Source organism: Neobacillus sp. FW104-15D2, from assembly GCF_058790155.1.
Window position 1 is genome coordinate 120,390 of the sequence record NZ_JBYTCJ010000010.1, and the last position, 23,999, is coordinate 144,388.

The window sequence follows — 23,999 nt, forward strand, 5'->3', positions numbered from 1 at the left end:
ACAATTTGTATTGGCAGCTTTTTCATGTAAATTATTATTTATTTAATTTTCAAAATATTATAAAATAATATATATACACTTTATATTTTTATTTCATATATTAAACTACAGGGTAATTTTTCATTGGCCTTTTGTCCTTTGATCAATGAGATTCTATAAACAAATAAAAAGAGGGTGATGTAATGTATTTTCATTTATTGATGACCGTCTTGGCGTGGGTAACAGCCCTGACTTATCCTGGTCTATCGGATACATTCATGGCCACACTTGCAATTATGGGATTTGTCGCATTTCTGCTCTTCTTAAGAGAAGCCCATTTATATTTGAATCATCAATTTCTAATTCAGGCTGAAGAGGCTGAATCGAAAGCGAGGCCGCTGCTGGCATCCTTTAAAGGAAATTATGTATGTATCCGTGATGAGGTTTCGCCGTTTTCTGATGAATTTTACTGTATTGTTTTTTCCAATGGAGAGATCGAGATTCCTTTGTTTTGCAGAAGTATAAAAGTAATCCAAAAGGCAACTCAATCAAGCGGAGATTTAATGGTTTATTACAACGATTATATTCTTGTAGATGTCGAGGAAATTGCAGAAGTGCTCCCCGCTATGGATGAAGATAAAAAACCAGCTGCTTTTAATTAAGCAGCTGGTACCCTAGTGTAAAGGAGCCGGTTGATTTCCGTTCCCAGGCACTCGCTTTCCGCGGGGTGGGCGGTGAGCCTCCTCGGCGCACACGCCTGTGGGGTCTCACCTGTCCCACTAATCCCGTAGGAGTCTCGTGCCCTCCTCTCCAATCAACTAAGTTTAGAAAGTTGGTCAATACTTGGGCGACTACTTCCGAATACACATCCTTTACTAAATCATAAATAAAAGAGAAATCAAGGGCTGATTCCCCTTTACGGACCAAATGGCCCTGAGGAACAAGCTGGTCTAATGTAACCATTTAAAGCTGATCTCTTTAAAGGGGACTGTTTTCGGAAAGCATCTTCAACCCATCAAGCCTTATGTATATCTATTTTAAAATAGGATTGTTCTACTGCCAGGGACATAAAAATTGTCGATGCAGATATTCTTACTTTCGCTATGATAAATTAAAAAAAGATGGCCAATGGACATGGCCGGTTTCAGTGACGCCTTGATTCCGTAAATAAGAATGGTATCCAATAAGTAATTTCACTAAAAACAAAAAGGGTTCGGAATAAAACATTCTGAATCCCTTTTGTCGACAAACTAAAACCAGCTGCTTTTAATTAGGCAGCTGGTTTTTTCATTGCTTATTGATTTATTTTTGTCTTGATCATTTGATTATGCTGTTCCATCTGGGTTAGCAGCTGATTCAAGAGTTTCGCTGCCTGCTGCTGATCATTGTCTTTGACCGCTTTTTTCAAATCGCGGTATGTTTGGAAATGGGCTCTTTTTTGTTTATGGAACTCTTTTCTTTTTTCCATAAGCTTTTTCTTGAATTCAGCTTCAGTTATTTTACCTTCCTCAAGCTGTTTTTTAAGCTCCTGCTTTTCATTCTTCCTAGCCTTCATCCATGCTTCTCGCTTTGCAGCAAACTCTGGGCTCATTATTTTCTGATGCAGACTTTTACGCTCTGCAATTGCTTGGTTCCACTTATCCTTTTGTTCAGGTGTGTATTTTTCCACCCAGGACAGTAACTGCTGCTGTCGCTCCTGCATTTTTGCTTTGCAATCTGCCTTGTCCATATGGCGGCCATGATGAGCATGAGGTTTTGCATTATCATTTGTATTGTTTTCTCCTACCATGCCCTTTGCAGCCGCTACTCCTGGAACCGCTAAAGAAAGAACCAGCAAGCCTGTCATTATCTGTTTTTTCATACTTTGTTCACCTCCTTATGTATTTAGTATGAGTAAAAATTGTGAACAAAAATGAAACACTCTGGGAAGATTTCTGTATTTTTCCAACGGAGCAGCTTCCTTGAATATATTTCCCAAAACGAAAAATTTATTTACAAAATCGACAAATTTTTTTAAAAGAAGTACTTGAGATATTTCTAAAAATATCGTAATCTAATTATAGAAAAACAATGTGAAATATTTCACATAATTAATTGATCTTATTTTTTATTTCATCATGTGAATAGTTTCACAAGATATTTATTGGGGGAAATTAAGATGAATAAACCAAAAGTTGTTATATTAGGTGCTGGATACGGCGGTCTTGTAACTGGTACTAAATTAGAGAAAATTTTAAAATCCGGAGAAGCGGATGTTACTATAGTGAATAAACATGATTACCATTATGTCACTACACAGCTTCATAAAATCGGTGCTGGAACAGCATCAGATGATAAAGTGGCTCTTCCTATATCCGAACTGATTGATCCATCAAAAACAAATTTTAAGAGGGCAATGGTTTCATCCATTAATCCTTCCAGCCAGACTGTTACGCTAGATATAGGAGAAGTTCTGGAATATGATTATCTCCTCATCGCGCTTGGTTTCGAGGTTGAAACCTATGGCATACCCGGGATTAAAGAACATGCTTTCCAAATCCGCAGCTTCAGGAGCACAAAGGCTATCTATCATCAAATTCATAAACAATTTGCATTATATAAAGAGGACCAGGATGCTTCCCGTCTCACTTTTGTAGTCGCAGGAGGCGGTTTTACAGGTGTAGAAATGCTTGGTGAGCTGGCAGAAGGGCTTCCTGCACTTTGCCAAAACTATGATATCTCATCAGACCTTATTAAAATTATTGCGGTTGAAGCAGCTCCAAGTGTTCTGCCTTTCTTTGAAAAAGAATCAATTGAGTATACCAACAGAGTGCTTGAAAAATTCAATATCGATATCCGCACTGGAGCAAAAATACTTGAATGCACACCTGAAATTATCAGTCTTGAAAACAATGTTGAAATTCCGACTCGTACCGTTATCTGTTCATGCGGGGTAAAAGCAAACAGTATCATTCAAGACTGCGGCCTGCCAATTGTAAAAGGTAAGCTTCCTGTAGATGCTATGCTTAGGGTTCAAGGAATGGATAATGTATTTTGCATCGGAGACTGCGCACTATTTATGAAAAATGAAAAAAGCGCCCTCCCACCTACTGCACAGGTAGCCTTACAGCAAGCAAGTGTTTGCGCTGAAAACATTGCTGCTTCTATTCGTCAGAGCCAATTGAAAATATTTGAATACCATCACAAAGGGTCTGTTGCTTCCATTGGAAATTTGGCTGCTGTAGGCAAGGTTGGAAAGTTCCGTTTATCCGGATTGTTTGCAGCCTTTATGAAGCAGGTAATTGAAGCACGCTATTTATTTATCCTTGGCGGTCCAGCTCTAATTCTAAAACAGAATCTAAAATTAAAACGCGGTTCCGTTAAACTGGCTGCAAAAAACTAATTGAGTTCTATGGGCTTGCCCCATTAAACTATATATTTTCTACTCCCATCAGGCCATTTGCCTACTCCCGGCACTTAGGCTGAATCATTTTTAAAAATTATGACCTATTCCCTCTCCCAGGGAAAACGCATTGTCTTCCTCTCCCCCCTCTGGATGGCAATTGCGCAGAAAAAGTAGGGCTGCCGGTACAGGCAGCTTTTTTCTTGGCTAATCAGAATTTATATCCATAAATTCTGAACGCATAAGCAAAACTAAGGCATCCGCCAAAAAGGACATGGCGAATGCCAAGTTTAACTAATCTTTTCAAAAATTGGTTATTTTTCCCTTTATCTCAGTTAGAATGATAATTAACTATATTTTAAGTGAGGTATTTATGAAAAAGCTTTCCATCGGAATAATAGGTTTCATCTTCTTAGATTTATATTTTAATTTAGCGGTTAATGGTTTCTCTAATATGTATTTACAGTTGGCTTCCATCCTGTTATTTTTCCCTATTGCCCATTTTATTGCTTCTATATCGGGAATAGGCGGATTAAAAGCCCTAGGCTTAAGCTTCAGTAATGGTTGGAAACGAAACTTTGCCTATAGTTTTTTAATCGGTTTTTTTTTCTGGGGATTAATGTATGCGGCACGTTACTGGGCAGGAGCGATTGACATAACAGGAGTGAAGTCGGCACGGGATGCCATCATGCCCATTATGGAAGCAATTGTCGGGTACTTTCTGGGTTCCCTCATTAATGACTTAATTGTCCGTGGCTATGTTTTTGGTTTGTTGAAAGATAGGCTGCATACAGGCTGGGTTTTTACAATAAGTATCTTAATCTATGCTCTTGATGATTACTGGCATGAATCTTTTTCACTGGATAATTTTATTTTTTCCGTCCTTCTTGGCCTATCTCTAACCTATGCTTTTTATAAAACGGGCTCCATCTGGGTTGACACAGGGCTCCATTTTGGACTGAATATGGCTTTTTCTCTTCTATATGGATTGTCCCAAAAAGCAGGTTCAGGCATTTTTATCATAAAGGAGGCTATTCATACTCCTTTGCTGGCTGAACAGCTTCCTAATATTTTTTCCTTAGCTATGTTTTTGTTCCTGCTGGCTGTTATTAAATTCTATAATAGTCATTCTCTTAAAAAAGACCTCCATTCCGGTGCCACTAAATCTATTTAGTAAGAGGTTACTATTGGATAATCATTTAAGGGGTCTAAAAGAATCCGGCGTGCCTTCAGACTCTGGAGGGGCCTGCGGATTTTCGTTTCCAGGCATTCGCTTTCTGCGGGGCGGGCGTTGAGACTGTGGGGCCTCACCTGTCCCGTTAATCCTGCCGGAGTCTCATGCCCTTACTCCATCAACTATTGGGCTGGCAGTAGAACCAAGCCTATTGGAAATAGATTAGAGGAAATCCCAATAAAATCAAAAAGGGGGTTCGGAATAAAGCATTCCGATCCCCCTTTTGTCTACAAACTGAAAGCACGCCATCCGGCGGCTTTATTTATTAGGTATTTTAATTTTAGCTGAAGTACCTTTACCTGGTTCACTTTCAAAGATTAAATTTCCTTTCATGTCTTCAAGAAGTTTACGGGTGACGATGAGGCCAAGTCCCTGCCTTTCACCCTTAAATGAGGGGTTCATGATTCTAGTTATTTGTTCTCTCGTCATTCCTATACCCTCGTCCTTAACCGTTATGAGGACATTTCCTTTTTCTTCTTGAGAAGAGAAATAAATTTTCCCTCCTCTTCCTGAAGCATCAACAGCATTTTTTAAAATATTTAACAGTATCTGCCTCAATTTTATGACATCTCCCTCAAACTTCACGCCCTGATGAATATCCTTTTCTAGTTCAACATTCTTTACATGAAGGTAAGGTTTTAGAAGTTCGGCCATTTCGGAAAAAACCGTTTGGACTGCCACCGTATCGTTTTCCGAGTTTTGGTACCTCGAGTAATTAACAAAGGAATCAAGTACGGCTGCACCTGAGTCAATTTCTTCGACGGCATTTGTCATTAATGCTTTACTGGAGTCCCCATCACTGTTCATGGCAAGCTGCATCCAGTTTTTAGACTGGTTCATATATTTCTTTACATCATAGGACATCAATAAAATCAATTCACTCACCATATTAGCCTTTTCCGCATCATTTACCTGGCCGCTAAATTGCGAATGAGAAAAGATTCTCTCTGCAAAGATAATGAAGATGGACATAGACAATATATAAGATAGGAACATAAATAATGAAACTGAAGGTGCATTTTGATAGAAGAAGTCGAGCTTGTCCGAATACCAAAAATGAATCCAGATTGCACTGCCAACAATGAAAAAAGCAATAATCGCGTAAAGCAGCCCTAAAAATATCTTTTTGGTTATTGGTTTATATTGAAAATGAACTCTTAATAATGAAAATAGGAAGAAAAGAATAAGTGCAACTAAAAGCACATTTATTGCCCCTGCCATTCCACCAAGTAAAAAACGAAAAACCACCAGAAGAATCCCTGCAATGGCACCTGAGAGCCATCCACCATATAGAATAGAAACTACAAAAGATATCCATCGCAGATCCCAAAGGAAACCCGCTCCGCTAACAATAGGAAAGATCATACACAGAATTGAGCCAAGCCCGCTAATGATACCGAGCAAAACTCTACCTTTTATTGTTTGGAAATACGTTACAATTGATTTATAAAAATAAATGGGTGTCAAAATTAAAAAGAAATTTAATAGTACCTCTTTAACAATATGCAGTTCAAACAAACTTATATCAGCCCCTTTTGGGTATTACCTTTAATTAAATTTTCATCAAAATTAAAGTTTGGTCATCTTCTACTTGTTGGTGATGATATTCTAGCACCCTCTGATACAATTCATCTGCAATCAGCTGGGATGGCTGAGAAAGATTCATGCTCTTAAGGTGATGAATAAGGTAATGAACACTATCTACCTCATTGTCTCTCCGCTCTATAATTCCATCTGTATAAAAGAGCAAAATATCATCTTTCATAACAGGAATACTATCCGTCTCATATTCCAGCTCTTCTGAAATACCCAAAAGAGGACCGTTTGTTTTTAACTCGATTACCTCATTGGCAGCCTGCCGGTATAGGATCGTTGGTTCATGCCCAGCGGAAGAGTAAAAGAAACGGGAAGACTCTTTATGGTAAAAGCCAAGGAACATGGTAATAAAAGAATACTCGCTCATATATTTACTGAAGAAATGATTAATATTTGATAGGATTTCATGCGGCTGACGGTTCGTTTCCATTGCAAATTTCATCATTGTCATTTGTATGGACGCGGGTATGCCCTTTCCGCAAACATCCGCAATCCCCACCATTACTCCCTCCTCTGTTTCTCTGGAGGAATAAAAATCACCGTTTAATATCCTGAAAGGTACGCTGACTACACCAAGGTCTACTGACTCAGGAGTGGTACCGGATGAGGAGAGAAGTGAATTCTGGATGGCAGAAGCAACCGATAATTCATATTCAATGGTTTTTTGTTCCTTTTGAAGCTTTTCAAGTTCCTGTTTTTCTGATGTATCAATAAAGGTTAGCACTGTTCCGACCCTTTTGTCCTCTTCCAAAATTGGCCGGGTGAAATATTCCACAGGAAAACTAGTGCCATCCTTTCTCCAAAAAAGCTCTCCCGCCACACTTCTCGTTTTTCCATCCTGAACTGAAAGGTGAATTGGACAATCCTCCTGAGGATAAAGGGAACCATCGGCGTGAGTATGGTGAACAAATGAGTGTATTTTTCGGCCAATTAATTCCTCTTCACGATAACCAAGCTTTTCACAGGCGGATTTATTAATAAAAGTAATCTTCCCTTCTAAATCTGCACCGTAAATTCCCTCAAAAACCGTATTTAGCAAGTTACTGTACCGTTTCGATAGGTTTTCCATCTCTTCAAAAGGTCTTCTCGCCGATATAAGATAAACAACTTTAAATATATAAATATAGCCGAGAAGTTTATAAAAATGGGCCGATAGATTAAAAATATCTGTTTGCTTCTGGAATTGAGTAAACATAAAAGATGAAAAAACAATGAATAATGCCGCAATAGCCAAATTTGCCTTTTCTGTAAAACCAGTATTTTTGGCGAAAAATATGTATTTGCAAAAAATTACGATATGGACCAGCATAAAAATATACTCAAAGGTTTTTCTTATTTTAGATGGGCCGGAGCTGCTATAGGCAGTGGGCCAAAGATCCGAAAAAACATAAAGAAAAACAACCATAAAAATGGTGTAAATCAATGCCAATATCCAAGATATTTGCTTTGCATCTCTCACATTCATTTTTCGATCTATACCAAAAGCCATATATAAAAAAACTACCGATTCAGTGATTCCTTCTACAATCGTATACCATCTTGCAAGCGAAAGATTCACCGGAACCACACTTGATAACGCATCCATTAAAAACAGCAAATGAAAAACTTCAAAAGTGCCAATAGTAAAAAAAGCACTTGAAAAAACAATCGCCCTCAAAGAAGGGGCGTAATTATAAAAGATGAGACCTTGGAGGGCAATAGTAAAGGCAAAAAAGATGCTGGCTATTTTAATAACCATATGAGCTGGAGTGTAAATATTACTGATGGTTTCTGACCAGGAGGCAGGAAAAGAACCAGCAGCAGTTATAAAAAAAACCAGGGTCATTAATAGCGGGAATAAAGATTTTTTTATTATATTGTTGTCCATTAAATCCCCGCCTCTATTTTTTATATAAAATTAGCATATAGGAGACATTCACAATTGTAAAATGATTCCTCCTTTTTGCTTATCAGGATAGAAAAAACGCAGCCGTTTTATGGCCGCGTAAGAAAATAACTTTTTATTTAGTCCACTCCAGAATCTCAAGACGATTTCCAAAAGGGTCATCCACATAAAAACGTGTAGCACCTGGAAGCTTATTATCTACTTGAAACAGCACTCCTGAAACCTTTAATTGTTCCATGACAGCTTCAATATCTTCAACTTCAAAAGCCGGATGTGCTTTTTTGGCGGGAGCAAAAGGTTCTTCGATGCCGATATGAATCTGCACAGATCCCGACCGAAACCAAGCTCCACCCCTCTTTTTTAATTCCTCAGGTTTTTCAATTTCAGTAAATCCAAGAATCTCAACAAAGAACTGTCTAGCTTCCTTTTCACTTCCTATCGGAGCTGCCAATTGAACATGATCAATTGATTTAAATACAATAGCCATCCAAAAACCTCCTTTTAGGTTTATTTTAGGCTAAAAGACTTGATAAGTGAATGTTCAAAATTGGATCAAGAAGGATAAGTTTTAGTTATGATAAGAAGAGTCCCGGGGACCTACAGCCAAGTATATGAAAAGCGAAAGAGCCCGTTCGCGAAGCAACTGCCTGAATAACATCTTGAAAGCTGCTCTACGAAGATACATCATGCAGCTTTATGACAGCCGAACATCAGCTGCTTGAGGAGTGCTATGGCGCAGGAGCACTTAACTGGTCGATGATCGTTGGGATAAGCGGGATGGATACTAGCTGCACCAAATCTCACCTAAAGGTATACTTTCTCATTAAAAAATAGACATGATTTCTCATGTCTACTTCTTCAACCGTCATTAAAAGTTTTTGGCTTGCTGTTTAGCTTTCTCAATTGCTTCTTGCTTAATTTGTTCTGCACGATCCGGGTATTGGTTATGGCCTTCGACAAACAATCCTTCAAATGAAGGAATACCAAAGAATTGCATGATGATTCCGATATACCTATGTCCCATTTCCATTCCTGCAGCTGGACCTTCGGAATAGACACCGCCTCGAGCTTGGATATGAAGAGCCTTTTTATCGGTCAAAAGTCCAACAGGTCCCTGCTCGGTATATTTGAATGTTTTCCCAGCTGTACAAATAGAGTCGATATACGCCTTCATAACAGGTGGGAATGAGAAGTTCCAAAGTGGAGTAACAAAAACATATTTATCAGCTGCTACGAATTGATCTGTTAATTCGCCAAGACGGCTGACTTTGCTTTTTTCTTCACTGGATAAATCATCAAAGCTTGAACCTGAGCGAAGTTTGCCCCATCCGCTAAATACATCAACATCTATTTGCGGGATGTTTTCCTTGTAAAGATCCAGATGTACCACTTCATCATTTGGATTAGCTTCCCGATACGATTCGATAAAAGCCTTTCCCACTGCCATACTGTAGGATTGTGTGTCGTCATGCGGATGTGCTGTAACGTAAAGAACTGTTGCCATGATTTCTCCTGCCTTTCTGTTTTGTACTACTCTCCCCCGTTAACTTTTCCCTTATTTCAACAAGATATTCCTAAAGTGATCATGAAAAATAGGGATGGAATCGATCTTCATTCCAGCCTTTGAGCGACTTTTTTTCAGTACAAAACCAACTTTTGTCCTACATAGCCCTTATGAACAAGTTTTTTTGCCGGACTGTTACAACCTTTTGTCTTTCACAGCCTTTATGAGCGACATTTTTGCCAGGTTTCCACCGCCTTTTGACCTTATAGCCTTTATCAAAGACATTTGAGCTATCCCGTTATGGTATTTATTTTAAATAGCCGCTCTCGAGGACATTTCCCTAAGTAATTTCGTCCTTGATAGACCTGATGAAGAAAACTTCGTAAGATAATTTCTGTATCAAAAAAACTCCCTGCAATTTGCAGGAAGTCCGTTTTTTAATACACATCTCTTTTTGTAAAAACCCAAAAAGCAACCATTAAGGCAGCAGCCCACCAGACAAGAAGGACAGCAAGGGAAAAGCTTAATGTCATTCCTTCAATTGGTGGAGCAGTCCCTTTCATATAGTCTGTTAATCTTAAGTTGACCATAAATAAGTACTTAGCCGATTTCCACGATGAAACCATGTTACTGAGAATTGCACCTGAGATTAAGGCTGCCAGCATGACACCCATTCCGGCGGCTGTGCTTCTAATCAGCACAGAAAGCATGAACGATAATGTGCCAACTACAATCGCTACAAACCATACAAGGCCAAAATCCATCAACAAAAACTGCCATTGGCCAATAAGCTTTACGCTCCCTGTTTCAAGTCCTTGATTGGTCACATTAAAGCCAGTTAACACTGGGGCTCCCCAGCCTTTATAGCCAAAGACCATCCCGGATATTAGATAAGAAATGATCCCTGTAATCGCAATAATGAGTGAAATAGCAAGACAAAGTGTAATATATTTACTCAGGAGAACCTTCCACCTTCTTACAGGCCTAGTCAATAAAAGCTTAATCGAACCAAGACTATGTTCGGAGGATACAAGGTCGCTGGCAATAACCATCACCATTAGCGGCAGGAACAGGTCAATGGAATTCTCCAAAAACATCCGCATAAAGGTCGGTGCGCCAGGCTCCGATGGATTAATATTATGATCCAAATAGTACTGCTGCTGCTGAAGACCAGTCTTCAGCTGTTTTTTCCATTCATCTGAAATCCGGCTGCTGCTTAGCCTGTTTTGAGTATCAATGATCTGCTGCTGAAGAATGGTTCTCCAATCGCTAGTTCCTAGCTTATGGCGCTGGGTTTCAACCTGCTTATATTGAGCATATGTAAAAAGAGCAACAAGAACTGCTATAATGGCGGCAATAACAAGAAGCCTCTTCTTAGCAATAAGCTTCATCATTTCATTTTGAACCAGTTTAATCAATTTTGTCACCCCCGGTCAGTTCCAGGAACAAGTCTTCAAGAGCAGGCAGTTTTCTGTTCATTTCGGTTACCTTTACTCCTGCATCTACTAGCTGTTTATTCCAGAGGGCTGCTTTTTCCTGATCATATTCGGTCCGGATAAAACCATCTCCACTATCTTCTGCGTTTGTTAAGGTTGAGAGAATTCCCTTACCTTTTTCAAACGGTTCAAAACTCCAAATTAGCTGTTCCCGATTGGATAATAGGTGCTCAACGGTGTCGGTCCGAATCACTTTCCCCTTTGAAATAATCGCTACCCGATCACACAAAAGCTGAATCTCACTTAAAAGATGGCTGGAAACCAAAACACTCAATCCTTCACTTCCAGCAAGAAACCGGATGAATTGTCTCATTTCTCTTATTCCGGCAGGATCCAATCCATTGGTAGGCTCATCCAAAATTAAAACCTTTGGTCTGCCTAGGAGAGCCTGAGCGATTCCAAGTCTCTGCCTCATACCAAGCGAATAAGTCTTTACCTTATCATGGATCCGGTCAGTCAGGCCAACCAGCTGAGTTACCTCTGTTATTCTCTCTTCTCCGACATCATTAAGCATTCTAACAAAATGGAGAAGATTGTCCCAACCCGATAAATACGGGTATAATTCAGGATTTTCTACAATGCAGCCAAGATTTTTCATAGCCTCAAAAAAATGGTTCTCGATGTTGTAGCCACCAATTTCTACACTCCCGGAGGTGGGCTTAATCAGTCCGACAAGCATCCGGATGGTTGTCGTTTTTCCAGCACCGTTTGGACCGAGAAAGCCAAAAACTTCCCCTTCCATTAAGTCAAAGCTAATGCCCTTAATAATTTCTTTTTTCCCTATCGTTTTTTTTAGATTTTTTACAGATAATGTTGTCTTCTCCATTTTCCCTTCTCCTTACCAGGTGATCAGTGATGCTACCCTTTCAGCAATCAGCCGGTGTCCTTTTGTATTAGGATGGAACTTGTCGGAATATAAATAATCATTAACTTTTAACTCAAATAAATCGAAGGTTGGAACAAAAACAACTTTTGGAAAGGAAGCACTAACCTCCGCACTTTCATAATTAATGCGGCGGATTACTTTCGAAATGTCTTTACCTTCATTAAGATCCATAAAAGGATTATAAAGACCAACAAAAAATACTCTTGCATCAGGGTTCGAAGCGCGAATCTGCTTTAATATTGCCGTCAGATTCTGAAGATAACTTTTTTCAATAATCTGCAGCTTGTCCGACTGATAATCAGCAAGCCCCTGTCCGCCTCTGAATAAATCATTTCCCCCTATTGTCATTAAAACGATATTAGCACGCTGTATTTGGCGCTGCACCTCTTTTTGTCCAAGCTGGTTACGGAGCTGGTCTGAACGCTGCCCATTTATACCAAGATTAAGAAGCTTGACGGGCATCTTTGTCTTTGTTTTTAGTTCATCCATTACATCTCCAACATAGCCCTTGCCTGATTCATCACCTGTGCCCCGGGTTAATGAATCACCAATAGCCACAACCGTCAGCTCTTTTCCATTTTCCTTTGCTTTATCAGGGGCTTTAGTGGCTGTAATTTGATTAGGTTTCCCCGTATAATAATCAGCCATCGCCCAGCCAAGGCCTCCAAGCCAAAGGACGAAGAAAATGGCAGCTATTAAGGTAATGACCCGCAGAATGTTCTTATTCAAAGGAATCTTCCTTTCTTTCAGCATCTATTGAACATTTAATCACAAAAAAAGCTTAAAACAAAACAGCTAGGCTTCAATAGTCTTAATAATCTTTGCTGGATTTCCCCCTGCAATCGAATTGGCCGGAACATCCTTCGTGACAACCGCGCCTGAACCGATCACTGCATTATTTCCAATGGTTACCCCCGGATTAATAATAGCTCCTCCCCCTACCCAAACGTTATCCCCAATCGTAACGGGCTTGCCAAATTCCATTCCCGAGTTTCGTTCATCAGGAAAAACGGAATGGCTTGCTGTGTAAATATGTACTCCCGGACCAAATAAACAATTTTCACCTATTATTACCTGACAGACATCAAGGATTACGGTATTAAAATTAGCATAAAAGTTATTGCCTATATGAATGTTATAACCATAATCACAACGAAGATCAGGCTCTATAAAAAAGGTTTCGCGTGTGGAACCAAACAGTTCCTTTATCAGTTCCGTTCGTTTTAAATCCTCTGTTTCCAGTGTTTGATTGAATATCCTTGTTAAGCTCCGTGCCCGGAGACGTTCATTTACTAGTTCAGGATCTGCCGCATTGTAAAGCTGACCGGCAAGCATCTTTTCTTTTTCCGTAACCATTCGTTTGCCACTCCTTTTTTCTTTCAACTTCTATTATAGAACTATCCTTCTTTGCCATCAAATTCCAATCTGCTATAAAAAGGCGGGGTTCACATTTGTTAAGCAACTGCCTAGCCGCCTGTTCGGACTTGCTTAGAAGTTTATTGAAAAAGATTCCTAAAATGAAAAAACACACGATTTAAATACGTGTGTTCCCTCGTGTCTTATCCTATTGGCTCCTATGAAAAAACCGTTTCACTTATGGCAAAGCTTTTAGTCAAGTCTTCAGATCGACGAAAACAACCTTCTATAAACAAAAGCCATATATAAATGGTGATATATTTTTTTCGTCCACTTTTTTCCTTATTCATTCATGCGAGATATTTTCTTTGGACTATTAAGTGAGGTGAGCACCCGGAATAATTCAAGCAGCAGGACGGAAAAACCAAGCCATACACCGCCAAACACATATCCGCCTAGAATTTGACTTGGCATCTGTGTTCCAAAATAAATTCGGGCTACACCTAAGAATAGTACTACGATTACCCATCCGATAATTAAAAAAGTATGAACCTTTAAATTTCGAGTATGCCTTAAAAGGATAAAAAAGAAAAATCCATAGATTACAAAAGCCATTAAAGATTGCTCACTAGGAAAACTATATGGAAAACGGTCTAAAATCGATGGTTCACCGGGAGCAACACGGTGAAAAGTGTTTCGCAAAATTTCTTCATACAATTCTCCACCAAGTACAGTGATAAATAGGAAGAATATCTCCAAGATTTTCTCCTGTCCCCTCCAAAAGACCCATCCTAAGGTCAGGGTGATCATCATAATCAGCCAGACATTTTTACCAAGCCCGATAAAAAAAGTCATCAGCCAATTCATCCTGCCTGATAGAACCGCTGTAACAACCAAACTAACCACTTTATCGAAGTCGTTAAATTCATTTCCAATATAATCCTCTATCATGCCTACCATCAAGATGATCAAAAGCAATGTAATAAGCGATACAGCAGAAATAAAAAAGGTAAACCTTTTTCTAGTTCGAAAGGCATAAAGGACCTTTTCCATTCCTCTTGTAAATCCTGTAATGATTTGTGTTTTAAATCTTCTGAAAAAGTAAATTCCAATAATCAATATCGCAATCAAAATGACTGCAATTAACAGGTACTTCATGATTGAATCATGGAATTGTTCCCATTTAGGGCCCAGTAATTTTCCTAATATGATAAAGGTTGAAACCCATATAAATGAACCAATTGCAGAATAGATTGCATAAACTCGGAAGGGAAGCCGGGTGATACCCGAAAAGTACCCTGTTATATGCCGTACACCCGGGATAAAAAACGCAATAATAAGGAGCTTATTCCCGTATTTTTTAAACCATGAGGAAGTGGTTTTAAGTTTTTCAGGCCCAAGATGGATTTTCGGCCCATATTTTTCGAAAAATGGCATTCCGAGCTTGTATCCAATCCCATATGCCGCCACCATGCCTGCTAACCCTCCAATACCCGCAGAAATGACAGCTGCTATCCAATTCATCTGGCCCTGATATGCCAATAATCCCGCGTAACCCATCATCGCCTCAATAGGCAGCGGAACGGCAAGAATACCCAAAAAGAGGGCTAAAAAAAGGACCAAGTAACCGTATTCATTCATGAAAGTAATAAAAACATGCAATTTCGAAAGCCCCTCTCTCCGGTGTGAAACAGAAAAAACAAATTTATCTATTTTTAATTTATTATTTCGTTCATAGAAAAAACCCTACTTCTTTACTATAGTATTCGCAGAGCAGGACTTCAATAAAGATGACCAAAAAAATTTGTCGAATTTCCCACCTGAACCCCTCTTTTTGGATAATCAGCCAATTTATAGCAAAAAAAGAGAGTAGCAATATATCGCCACTCTCAATTTCATTCTATTGTCCTTACATTTCTTCTAGAATATAATCTAAATCGTTTTCAAATAGATCAGTAAAATCTTCAGTAATAAATTTGCCTCTTTGTGCTTGGATATGATTCTTTAAAGCTTTTAGCTTGTCAGGTGTTTTGTCCTTTTGTAAAGCTAGCACTTGTGCTTTAAGGCTCTTTATAATTCCTTGGTTTGTAAAAGCTTGGTTAGCTTCACCCAAGTCGATTAATTCATCTAGGTGGTCAATATCGATTAAGATAAAGATACTAAATTCTTTTGATGCTGCGTTGCCTGCTCCATCCTCTGCCCGGACTGTTAGTATATGTTCACCTGGAGCTAATGACAGCGGTTTGATAGTGTTAAAATTAGAAATCACAACTCCGTCAAGAGCATACTCAACTTTCGTAATGTTGCTCAGGTTATCCTCTATAGTAAATAGGGTTTCCATAACGCGATCAGTTTGGAAGAATGCTAGTTTTCCGCTGACACTGATTTGCGGAGCCGTTTTGTCTATCCATATTTCAATGGTTTTGGCCTCTTCCACATTACCTGCTTCATCTACGCTTCGGTAGATAACTGCATTTTTTCCTTCACTGGATACCGTCACTTCCCCGTTCACTGGCACCCAATCCCCGTAGTTGAGCTGGTATTCTGTTTTTGCAATTCCTGCACCTGAACCATCTTCAGAATTAAATGCAAGTACTACATCCTTGTTACTGTATTTTCCCGTGGCTGCCCCATTTGTGGTTACGGTTGTATTAGGTGCTGTTTTATCAATCCAGACAGCCAGAGACTGTGTCTCTTCCACATTGCCTGCTTGATCAGTACTCCGGAATTCAATCACATTTTTCCCTTCCTGGGAAATGGTTATGTCTCCTCCAACAGAGGTCCACGCTCCAGTGTTAAGCCGGTATTCTGTTTTTGCAATTCCTGCACCCGAACCATCTTCGGAATTAAATGCAAGTACTACATCCTTGTTACTGTATTTTCCGGCGGCTGCCCCATTTGTGGTTACGGTTGTACTAGGTGCTGTTTTATCAATCCAGACAGCCAGAGACTGTGTCTCTTCCACATTGCCTGCTTGATCAATACTCCTGAATTCAGTCACATTTTTCCCTTCCTGGGAAATGGTTATGTCTCCTCCAACAGTTGTCCACTCTCCGTTGTTCAAGCGGTACTCCGTTTTTGCTACTCCAAGGCCTGCACCATCATTTGCTGAAAATGAAAGGACAACATCCTTATTGTTATACCTCTCTCCAGTAAATCCATCAGCAATAACGCTTGTTACAGGCGCTGTGTGATCTGAGGTTTCAAAGTGAGACATATTCAAGGGCTTGAGCTGGAATACACCTTTAAAAACAGACGCAATTCCCGTGATATTCACAATATCATCATCGCCAAAAGACTTGCTCCATTCAGCGAAGGAAATGCCAGTCCGGCTGTCTACCCTGACTCGGGTAGTGCCGTTCTCATTTATAGCATCAAATTCAAACGTTCCAGACGTACCAGCCGGAGGAACGTTCCTAATTTTTACATTTTCTAGCGTGATAAGAGTTCCTTGATTCGCTTCATTAACCGAAGGCTGAACAGCAGCATCAGGTATCTCTTCTGTACTTATTTTCTCTATATTTACCGGATCTTCCAGTTCCAGTTCCGTGTTATAAGTCTTTTTTACAGCAGTGATGCGCACATAGTCACCCGGCTTAAATCCGGTATCATTCTGGTAGACGTAAATTCCTGATGATCCTTCTTGCAGATAAAATCCTTGTCCTCCAAAAACACCAGGTTCTGTAGTAATCGTGCCTTCAACCGTAACCAAAGTTCCGTCCGGCTGAATTCTTGCATCCTCAACCGAAATTGGTGCTGGAGCCGTATTTTCACCTGGAAGCGGCTCAGCCGCTACATTCCCCAAGGTAACAGCTTCCGTTACTAGGTTCGTACTGCCTTGCCTCAATCTTAAGTTTGCAGCACCTATACTACCCGACTTAACCTGGATCGTCAGTGTTTTAGAAGCATGTCCTTTTGCGTCAGCTGTTACTGAAAAACTCGAGCTATAGCCATAGGCGGTTGGCCACGTTCCGTCCGCATTCTGCACCTTGGCAACCTGTGTGCCGCCTGATAGGTAGATTCCAAGACTTAAATTCGATACCGTACCTCCTGCTGCTACTCCATCCACTTCCACTCGAACCTGGAATTGCTGGCTATTAGGCAGAGTACTTTGATGCACCAGTTTGTATTGTGACTGGCCTGTAGGAGGAGGAGGAGTTTGTGTGCTGCCCGCAGCTCCGTATGAACCACTTTTAAAAGTAGACGGATCATACCACTTATAACCGGCTGCTGGTGCTGCCCACGGTTCCGCCTGCGGCTCAACAGATGTCGCCGGGTCTTCGTTTTCTTTCTGGGCCGGATCAAGTATCAGCTTTGTCGGCTGATCGAGTACCATTCCGGAAATCTGGTTAAAGCTTGTATAGCTTTCTTTATTTGCGAGCCACTTTACTGTCTGGACGAGGAACTTACTATCATCTTGTTCTTTGAAGCCATCATAAGTAGTTTTTTTGGAGCCATTCTCTTCACGAACATATTTAGGTGACGCATCTTCTACAGGAGAGGAATCACCGATGAATGCTGCTTTCCCCAGTCCTAATTTCGAGATTGCGGCAAATGGTCCTTCAGCACGTCCGCCCCCGTTGTAAACACCCTTATCTACTCCACTGGCCCATCTCACATTTGTTGAAGGAAGATACACGACACCCTTCGCAATTGAAGGGTCAATAATTGCAAGCGTTGATCCGGCATGCATTGCGACCGAGTTTACTCCCTCAGTTATACCAAATGAGTTGGACGGTGCCGCTATGTCTGTAGCATTTACATCGCCCACCGCATTATATCGAAAACGGATTCCGAATTTACTGCCGAGCCAATCGGAGCTTTGAATCCCCTTCATAGCAGGCGAACCAGCTTCTTCCTGGTTCATTCCTTTAGCAGGATTCTCAAAAGCGCCTCTTCGGTAACCGTTCATGACTTCAGAAGCATCCCATCTATTCTTATTGCGGTCAGCATTGTAATGATCGGCTATAAAAAAAATACTGCCGCCTTCACGTACATATTGTTCCATGGCATCTTGCTCAGTTTTCTTGTAAGGGATATTCGCTTCCCCGATGATAAAAACATCATAATTCTTTAATTTTTCATAAGTAACGGCCTGCTCGCCAAAGGTATAAGGAATTTGGCGTGATAATTCCTCTACACTAAAACCAGCTGATTTTAAACCATTGGCAAAATCAGAGAATGCCCCGTCGATAACCCAGTCTGCAGCTCCCGCTGTCTGTCCGTGTGTATTATCAAACAACACCTTTTTGCCCGCACCGTCTGGCAATACAGCAGTCGAAACTGTTTCGGCGGTTGCAAAACCACCTCCAATATTACCGGCTAAAACATTTGTCAGTACTAATACTGTTAGCAGTATCAGCCTCATGGTTCTTGCAATCGTTCGGTTTTCCAATCCCTTACCCCCTATTAAATAGTATCTTACATATAAAGGAAAAACTACCTATATTATCCCATATAAATATTGTTTTTTAATGATTCTAAGGATTCAATCGATAGTTTAAAAAACAGGTCAATATACTCAATAAACCTTTATTTGTTTTTACGGATTTTAAATAGAAGATAACATAGGTAAAAAATTCACCTGGCCTCTCCGTTTAGGGGTAACTAAAGAATATATTAAAGATGTCCATATTGCCTCTTTAACTACCTTTACTATTAGTGGACAAAGAAGTTCAGCAGCCGCCTTTTCTGTAAAAGTATCTATGTACGCTATCTGTCAGAATTAATATGTGTAAAAAAAAAGAAGGTGCGGTTTCCCACACCCTCCTTAATCTTATTATTATAGTTCGCCCTTAGGTCCAAAGAATTCGAAGTTTATCCGATCTTCGCTTACTCCAAGTTCTTTTAATGCATGATTAACGGACTTCATAAATGGAACAGGACCGCAGAAGTAAAAATCAGCATTTTTAATATCTACATTGCTTCCTAGCCATTCCTTCGTAACATAACCTTCTACATCAAAACGGTTCTCCATTCGATCTTCATCAGTTGGTGCATCATAAAATACCACATTGTTAATATTTTCATTTTTCAATGAAGATACTTCATCACGGAGAGCATGTACCTTACCATTCATAGCAGCATGAATAAAGGTTACTTTCCGTTCAGGCTGAACTTCCGCAACTGTTTTCAGCATACTTACCATTGGTGTTAAACCAACTCCGCCGCTAAGCAATACAAGTGGAGTTTCCTTCTTTGTATTTAGAACAAAGTCACCAGCTGGTGCGCTGACAAGAATAACATCACCCTCATTAACTGAGCTATGAAGATAGTTGGATACCATTCCGTCTGGGTTGCTTGTACCCGCTTCTTTTTTAATACTTATACGGTAATAATCTTTTCCTGATACATCAGACAAACTGTATTGGCGAATATGATTAAATTGTTCGCCTTCCATTTCAATTTTAAGGCTAATATATTGTCCTGGTTCAAAATCGGCAATTTCTTTATTATCTTCAGGTTTCAAGTAGAAGGAAGTGATAACTTTACTCTCTTCTATCTTGCGAGCCACAATGAAACGACGGAATCCATCCCAGCCGCCTTTTTGGTGTGCTGCCTCATCGTACATTTCAGCTTCTATACTAATGAAAGCATCAGCAATAACTCCATATGCTTCCGCCCATGCATTGATAATTTCATCTGTAGCAGCCTCACCAAGTACTTCCTTAATCGCAAGAAGTAAATGTTTTCCTACGATAGGATAATGCTCAGGCTTAATACCAAGGCTGCGATGCTTATTGGCAATTTGTTTTACAACAGGCAGGATCACTTCAAGATTATCAATATACTTTGCAGCAGCATATACTGTTCCGGCAAGTGCCTTTTGCTGGCGCCCTTGTTTTTGATTGGCATGATTAAAAATATTCAATAATTCAGGATGATTGTTAAACATAATTTTATAAAAATGAGTAGTTATTTTTTCTCCATGCTCTTCTAAAACCGGCACAGTAGATTTAATGATTTCAATAGTATTTTGATTTAACAACACGAACACTCCCTTAAGTTTTCACTATGACAATAGTGATTATATGAAACTTTTGATAACGATTAAGTGATTTAAATCACACATAAAGAATTTTTAACGTTTTTGTAAAATAACAAATATTTCTGACAATAATGCATTCTATCTATAATACCGTTTGTTCTATTAACTTTTTAAATTTATGTAAAAAAGTTCTAAAGTTTAAATGCCTTAAATTATAGGGAAAGATATTTACACACACAACAAAGAAATGGAGTGTAATGAATGAAAAAAAGCTTAGTTCCGATCCTGGTGATTGTAGGGATCATAGTCATATTTGGTTTGATGTTAATGGGGAGTTATAATGGCTTCGTCAATGCCGAGGAGGATGTTGATCAATCCTATGCTCAAATTGAAAATCAGCTGCAGAGAAGACTTGATTTAATACCAAACCTGGTTAAAACGGTTCAGGGATATGCTGCACATGAAAAGGAAGTTATTCAATCCATTTCAGATGCCCGTGCAAGATTGGCTGGAGCAAAAACACCGCAGGAAGAAGCTACAGCGAATGCGGATCTTTCGAACTCTTTAAGCCGGCTTCTTGTGGTAGTAGAAAATTATCCAAACCTAAAAGCTGATGCGCAATTTACCAGACTAATGGATGAACTGGCTGGTACGGAAAACCGGCTGTCTGTAGCCCGCAGAGATTATAACAATCAGGTAATGGTTTATAACAAACGAGTCAAACAGTTCCCGGGTGCCATTGTGGCCAGCATGACAGGATTCGATAAAAAAGAATACTTTAAAGCAGATCCAAAAGCGCAGCAAGCTCCACAGGTAGACTTCGGGGGAAATGGAAAATGACCTTCAAAAGAGTCTTTACTCTTTTCCTTTCCATTCTTATTCTCCCCTTGCTGCAGGGGACATCAGCATTTGCCGAGGATAAAAGTATCCCGGCTCCGGTCGGTGATATCTATGTTCAGGATTTTGCAGACGTTTTATCACCTGAGGAAGAACAGCAGTTAATCCGGCTTGGACGATCGATCGATGAACATTCTTCAGATCAGCTTGCTGTTCTGACTGTCAATACGCTTGGCGGAATGGATATTGACGAATATGCCAATAAAGCTTATCGGGCTTACGGACTGGGTACAAAAGAAAAGGACAATGGTGTTTTGCTTGTCCTTGCTATGAAAGAAAAGCGAGTCAGGATTGAAGTGGGATACGGACTGGAAGGAACAATTACGGATGGTGAAGCCGGACAAATACTGGACGAATATGCCCTGCCCTCTTTAAAAGCAGGCCAGCCTAACCAGGCAATTCTGAATTCCTACCAGGCTCTTTCCAAAAAACTTGGAGGCGGAGACCTGGGGACTAGCCAGGAACCAGCCAGGCAGCCTCAGGACCAGGGAACCGGAATACCTTCTTGGCTTATTATTCTTATAGTAATTGGCTTTTTCATTCTTGATTTTGCCTTTTTTGGCGGTTCAATCTCCTTTGCCCTTCTATCCATCCTTGGAAGAGGTGGAGGTGGCGGTGGCAGTGGAGGCCCACGAGGAGGCGGAGGAGGTTCTTCCGGCGGAGGAGGCGCAGGCCGTGGCTGGTGAAACGGAAAAAGGGATGGCCCGTTTACCGGCGTATGGCTTGTGTGGACTAACCACTAGGCTGCATTATTCTCTCCCTGCGGTAAAGCTTAATGCAGGTTACTCTATGGAGCATTTCAAAATGAAAACTCGCTCTGCAAAGGAGCTGGATACTGAATAAGGAAATATATTTCTCGAATTTTTATCATTTATTTACCAAAATGCCCCATTCCGTTATATATTGATAGGGGATTGATTTCAAGGAGGGGCTATAATGAATGATAATAAAGAGGAACTGGACGATGAGGAGAAAGAAAAAGAAATTCTCCTTGAATACATCAGAATGCAAAACGAAGCTATGAAAAAGCTATACAAAAAAATAACCGAACAAGAAAAATAAGAAAAGCGCAAGCGCCCGTTCAGCGACGTATGGACTGGGGCCCACTTCGACTGAGATAAAGGATACACGAAATGCAAAGCATTTCGATGTTGACTTATCGTAGGGAGAAGCGGGATGGACACTAGCTGCACCAAGTATCACCTAAAGGTCATACTTGATGCAAGATACTCAAGGAAGCTTTTCAGAGATGAAAACTCGCTGGGCGCTGGAGCTAGACAACAATTCAAAGGATTTTATCCATAAAAAAACAGTTTCCTTTTTATAGAAAACTGTTTTTTCTGTGAGTATTATTTTTGATTTAAATAGGCTACTGCACTCTTCAGGCTGTTTTTTACAACAGTGCCTTTAAAATCAATGCCCAGCTGTACCATGGATTGAGCTACTTCTGGTCTAAGACCGGTTAAAACAGTAGCCACTCCAATTAGTTTCAAAGAACTAATTACCTGAAAAATCTCATTAGCTACCATAGTATCAACAATTGGTACGCCTGAAAGGTCCATAATTAAATAGAGATTTCCAAGTTCGGAACATCTTTTAAGAGAGGCTTCTTTCAAAATGCGCGCTCTGTGAGTATCGAGTTCACCAATTAAAGGCAGTATCGCAACTTCATCAGACAATGCAACAACAGGAACAGATAATTCCTGGATTGCCTTTTGGGCAAGATCCATGGTCCGGCGGTGGAATTCAACATATGAGGCACTGAAAATATAGCCTGCATGATCTAATAATGGATCAATAACGTAATTGATTTGTAGTAATTCACTGCCAGTGAATGTTAAATCCTTAAGTTCTTTTTCTATTTCCTCTAATACCACAATTCGGTATGACGTTAATGTTTTTAATGATTCATCTAATGGGAGGTCGCGCTTAACAGCACTTTCTCCTGTTAGTTTTGCCCATTCAGTAACTTCATTCCAGACTCTTTCATTACTATTTTCTTTAATCGCCTGTCCCAGCAGCTGAAGGAGCTTGGCACGCCATTGATGCAGCCCTTCTTCGTCCTCTTTGGCAATTTCCTTTTCATGTACAAAATCTTCTTTTAAATATCTGCTTATTCTTTTTCCCATTTCATAGCTATTTTGAATGATGCTTTCCCCTAAAACAGAAATACGGTCCAACTTCTTTTCCCCCATTATGTCTTTCTAGTTCAGTTTTCACTATGAATCTATTATATTCTAACCAATTATGGTTTTGCCAATTTTAGAATTGGTTTATAACTTATTAGAACATAAAAAAAGCCCCATGAAGGAGCTTTTATTCTTCGTTTCTTAATGGCACTGTTAAAATACCCATCTCTTCCACATGCTGTTTTGCCTCAGCGTCTCCCAGTTTATAGATCATGGCATATATATAGACCATCCGATCGTCATATTCGTCATTTGGAGAAGATTTATGATATTCCAGAAAAGGTACATGCGCCCGGTTAAAGGTTTCCCAGTCGGTTTCGTACTCTTCGTCCAGCATTTCACGTAGAAGATCGATTTCATCGTCTGTTGCTTGAAGCCTAAATGTCCAATCCCAGTTTGGATCCATCATAATCTCCCCGCTAGCAATATCAAGATAATAGGTTTGTGTTGGTGTCTCGTTCATACTTCCACTCCTCTCTTTTCTCTTGATTTACCACATTATCCCGGTACTTAATCTTTTAAACTGTAATTTAGTTGACCTCGCTATCTAAATAAATAGGTCAAATAGTAATTTTGATACTAACCTTGCAGAATAGATACATTTTTT

Annotated in this window: 22 protein-coding genes; 7 read left to right on the forward strand and 15 right to left on the reverse strand. The window is 39.8% G+C overall.

Going from position 1 to position 23,999, the window contains the following annotated elements; genetic code table 11:
* The first annotated feature begins 182 nt into the window (after positions 1-182).
* Positions 183-641, forward strand: a complete 459-nt coding sequence (locus AC3WR0_RS10300; RefSeq protein ID WP_027323896.1) for a hypothetical protein — start codon at positions 183-185, stop codon at positions 639-641.
* On the opposite strand, the gene AC3WR0_RS10305 is transcribed toward AC3WR0_RS10300, so the two are convergent.
* Both AC3WR0_RS10305 and AC3WR0_RS10310 read right to left on the reverse strand, forming a co-directional pair.
* Positions 634-942 (reverse strand): hypothetical protein, encoded by a 309-nt coding sequence (locus AC3WR0_RS10305; RefSeq protein ID WP_492552264.1) that lies wholly within the window; start codon positions 940-942, stop codon positions 634-636. The two genes, AC3WR0_RS10300 and AC3WR0_RS10305, sit on opposite strands and share 8 nt — an antisense overlap.
* Positions 943-1,273: 331 nt before the next feature.
* Positions 1,274-1,840, reverse strand: a complete 567-nt coding sequence (locus AC3WR0_RS10310) for a hypothetical protein (protein WP_492552235.1) — start codon at positions 1,838-1,840, stop codon at positions 1,274-1,276.
* 297 nt (positions 1,841-2,137) lie between these two features.
* On the opposite strand from AC3WR0_RS10310, the gene AC3WR0_RS10315 reads away from it, so the two are divergent.
* Both AC3WR0_RS10315 and AC3WR0_RS10320 read left to right on the forward strand, forming a co-directional pair.
* On the forward strand, positions 2,138-3,361 hold the full coding sequence (locus tag AC3WR0_RS10315) for an NAD(P)/FAD-dependent oxidoreductase (RefSeq protein ID WP_492552236.1): 1,224 nt from the start codon (positions 2,138-2,140) through the stop codon (positions 3,359-3,361).
* 373 nt (positions 3,362-3,734) lie between these two features.
* The gene (locus tag AC3WR0_RS10320; RefSeq protein WP_492552237.1) at positions 3,735-4,535 is read left to right on the forward strand and encodes a CPBP family intramembrane glutamic endopeptidase; all 801 of its coding nucleotides are present in this window, start codon (positions 3,735-3,737) and stop codon (positions 4,533-4,535) included.
* A gap of 318 nt (positions 4,536-4,853) precedes the next feature.
* Here AC3WR0_RS10320 and AC3WR0_RS10325 read toward each other — a convergent pair whose 3' ends face one another.
* From AC3WR0_RS10325 to hmpA, 11 genes are all read right to left on the reverse strand, one after another.
* Positions 4,854-6,113, reverse strand: coding sequence for an ATP-binding protein (locus AC3WR0_RS10325; protein ID WP_492552238.1), 1,260 nt, complete (start codon positions 6,111-6,113; stop codon positions 4,854-4,856).
* Between the two features lie 34 nt (positions 6,114-6,147).
* The gene (locus AC3WR0_RS10330) at positions 6,148-8,058 is read right to left on the reverse strand and encodes a SpoIIE family protein phosphatase (protein ID WP_492552239.1); all 1,911 of its coding nucleotides are present in this window, start codon (positions 8,056-8,058) and stop codon (positions 6,148-6,150) included.
* A gap of 133 nt (positions 8,059-8,191) precedes the next feature.
* Complete coding sequence (locus AC3WR0_RS10335; protein ID WP_492552240.1) at positions 8,192-8,563, reverse strand: VOC family protein; 372 nt, start codon at positions 8,561-8,563, stop codon at positions 8,192-8,194.
* A gap of 381 nt (positions 8,564-8,944) precedes the next feature.
* The gene (locus tag AC3WR0_RS10340) at positions 8,945-9,580 is read right to left on the reverse strand and encodes an FMN-dependent NADH-azoreductase (RefSeq protein WP_492552241.1); all 636 of its coding nucleotides are present in this window, start codon (positions 9,578-9,580) and stop codon (positions 8,945-8,947) included.
* Between the two features lie 437 nt (positions 9,581-10,017).
* The gene (locus AC3WR0_RS10345; protein WP_492552242.1) at positions 10,018-10,998 is read right to left on the reverse strand and encodes an ABC transporter permease; all 981 of its coding nucleotides are present in this window, start codon (positions 10,996-10,998) and stop codon (positions 10,018-10,020) included.
* Positions 10,991-11,902 carry an ABC transporter ATP-binding protein gene (locus AC3WR0_RS10350; RefSeq protein ID WP_492552243.1) on the reverse strand — a complete coding sequence of 304 codons (912 nt, stop codon included), beginning with the start codon at positions 11,900-11,902 and terminating at the stop codon, positions 10,991-10,993. The genes AC3WR0_RS10345 and AC3WR0_RS10350 overlap by 8 nt, the downstream gene beginning before the upstream one ends.
* Before the next feature lie 12 nt (positions 11,903-11,914).
* Positions 11,915-12,691 carry an SGNH/GDSL hydrolase family protein gene (locus tag AC3WR0_RS10355; RefSeq protein ID WP_492552244.1) on the reverse strand — a complete coding sequence of 259 codons (777 nt, stop codon included), beginning with the start codon at positions 12,689-12,691 and terminating at the stop codon, positions 11,915-11,917.
* Positions 12,692-12,757: 66 nt separating this feature from the next.
* Entirely contained in the window at positions 12,758-13,318 is a 561-nt protein-coding gene (locus AC3WR0_RS10360; protein WP_492552245.1) for a sugar O-acetyltransferase, read from the reverse strand.
* Positions 13,319-13,660: 342 nt separating this feature from the next.
* Positions 13,661-14,980: a VTT domain-containing protein gene (locus AC3WR0_RS10365; RefSeq protein WP_492552246.1), complete on the reverse strand. Its 1,320-nt coding sequence runs from the start codon at positions 14,978-14,980 to the stop codon at positions 13,661-13,663.
* Positions 14,981-15,227: 247 nt separating this feature from the next.
* Positions 15,228-18,713 (reverse strand): OmpL47-type beta-barrel domain-containing protein, encoded by a 3,486-nt coding sequence (locus tag AC3WR0_RS10370; protein ID WP_492552247.1) that lies wholly within the window; start codon positions 18,711-18,713, stop codon positions 15,228-15,230.
* 387 nt (positions 18,714-19,100) lie between these two features.
* Positions 19,101-20,306: an NO-inducible flavohemoprotein gene (hmpA, locus tag AC3WR0_RS10375; protein WP_492552248.1), complete on the reverse strand. Its 1,206-nt coding sequence runs from the start codon at positions 20,304-20,306 to the stop codon at positions 19,101-19,103.
* A 261-nt stretch (positions 20,307-20,567) separates the two neighbouring features.
* Here hmpA and AC3WR0_RS10380 point away from each other — a divergent pair, with 261 nt between their 5' ends.
* The 4 genes from AC3WR0_RS10380 (at position 20,568) to AC3WR0_RS10395 (ending at position 22,265) form a co-directional block, all read left to right on the forward strand.
* Positions 20,568-21,146, forward strand: coding sequence for a LemA family protein (locus AC3WR0_RS10380; RefSeq protein WP_166028798.1), 579 nt, complete (start codon positions 20,568-20,570; stop codon positions 21,144-21,146).
* Positions 21,143-21,889, forward strand: coding sequence for a TPM domain-containing protein (locus AC3WR0_RS10385; protein WP_492552249.1), 747 nt, complete (start codon positions 21,143-21,145; stop codon positions 21,887-21,889). Before AC3WR0_RS10380 ends, AC3WR0_RS10385 begins: the two co-directional genes overlap by 4 nt.
* Positions 21,879-22,046 carry a hypothetical protein gene (locus AC3WR0_RS10390; RefSeq protein ID WP_492552250.1) on the forward strand — a complete coding sequence of 56 codons (168 nt, stop codon included), beginning with the start codon at positions 21,879-21,881 and terminating at the stop codon, positions 22,044-22,046. The genes AC3WR0_RS10385 and AC3WR0_RS10390 overlap by 11 nt, the downstream gene beginning before the upstream one ends.
* A 93-nt stretch (positions 22,047-22,139) precedes the next feature.
* Positions 22,140-22,265 carry a hypothetical protein gene (locus tag AC3WR0_RS10395; RefSeq protein WP_492552251.1) on the forward strand — a complete coding sequence of 42 codons (126 nt, stop codon included), beginning with the start codon at positions 22,140-22,142 and terminating at the stop codon, positions 22,263-22,265.
* Between the two features lie 287 nt (positions 22,266-22,552).
* On the opposite strand, the gene AC3WR0_RS10400 is transcribed toward AC3WR0_RS10395, so the two are convergent.
* Positions 22,553-23,383 (reverse strand): STAS domain-containing protein, encoded by an 831-nt coding sequence (locus AC3WR0_RS10400; RefSeq protein ID WP_492552252.1) that lies wholly within the window; start codon positions 23,381-23,383, stop codon positions 22,553-22,555.
* Positions 23,384-23,519: 136 nt separating this feature from the next.
* Positions 23,520-23,855 carry a hypothetical protein gene (locus AC3WR0_RS10405; protein WP_027323913.1) on the reverse strand — a complete coding sequence of 112 codons (336 nt, stop codon included), beginning with the start codon at positions 23,853-23,855 and terminating at the stop codon, positions 23,520-23,522.
* Positions 23,856-23,999: the final 144 nt, after the last annotated feature.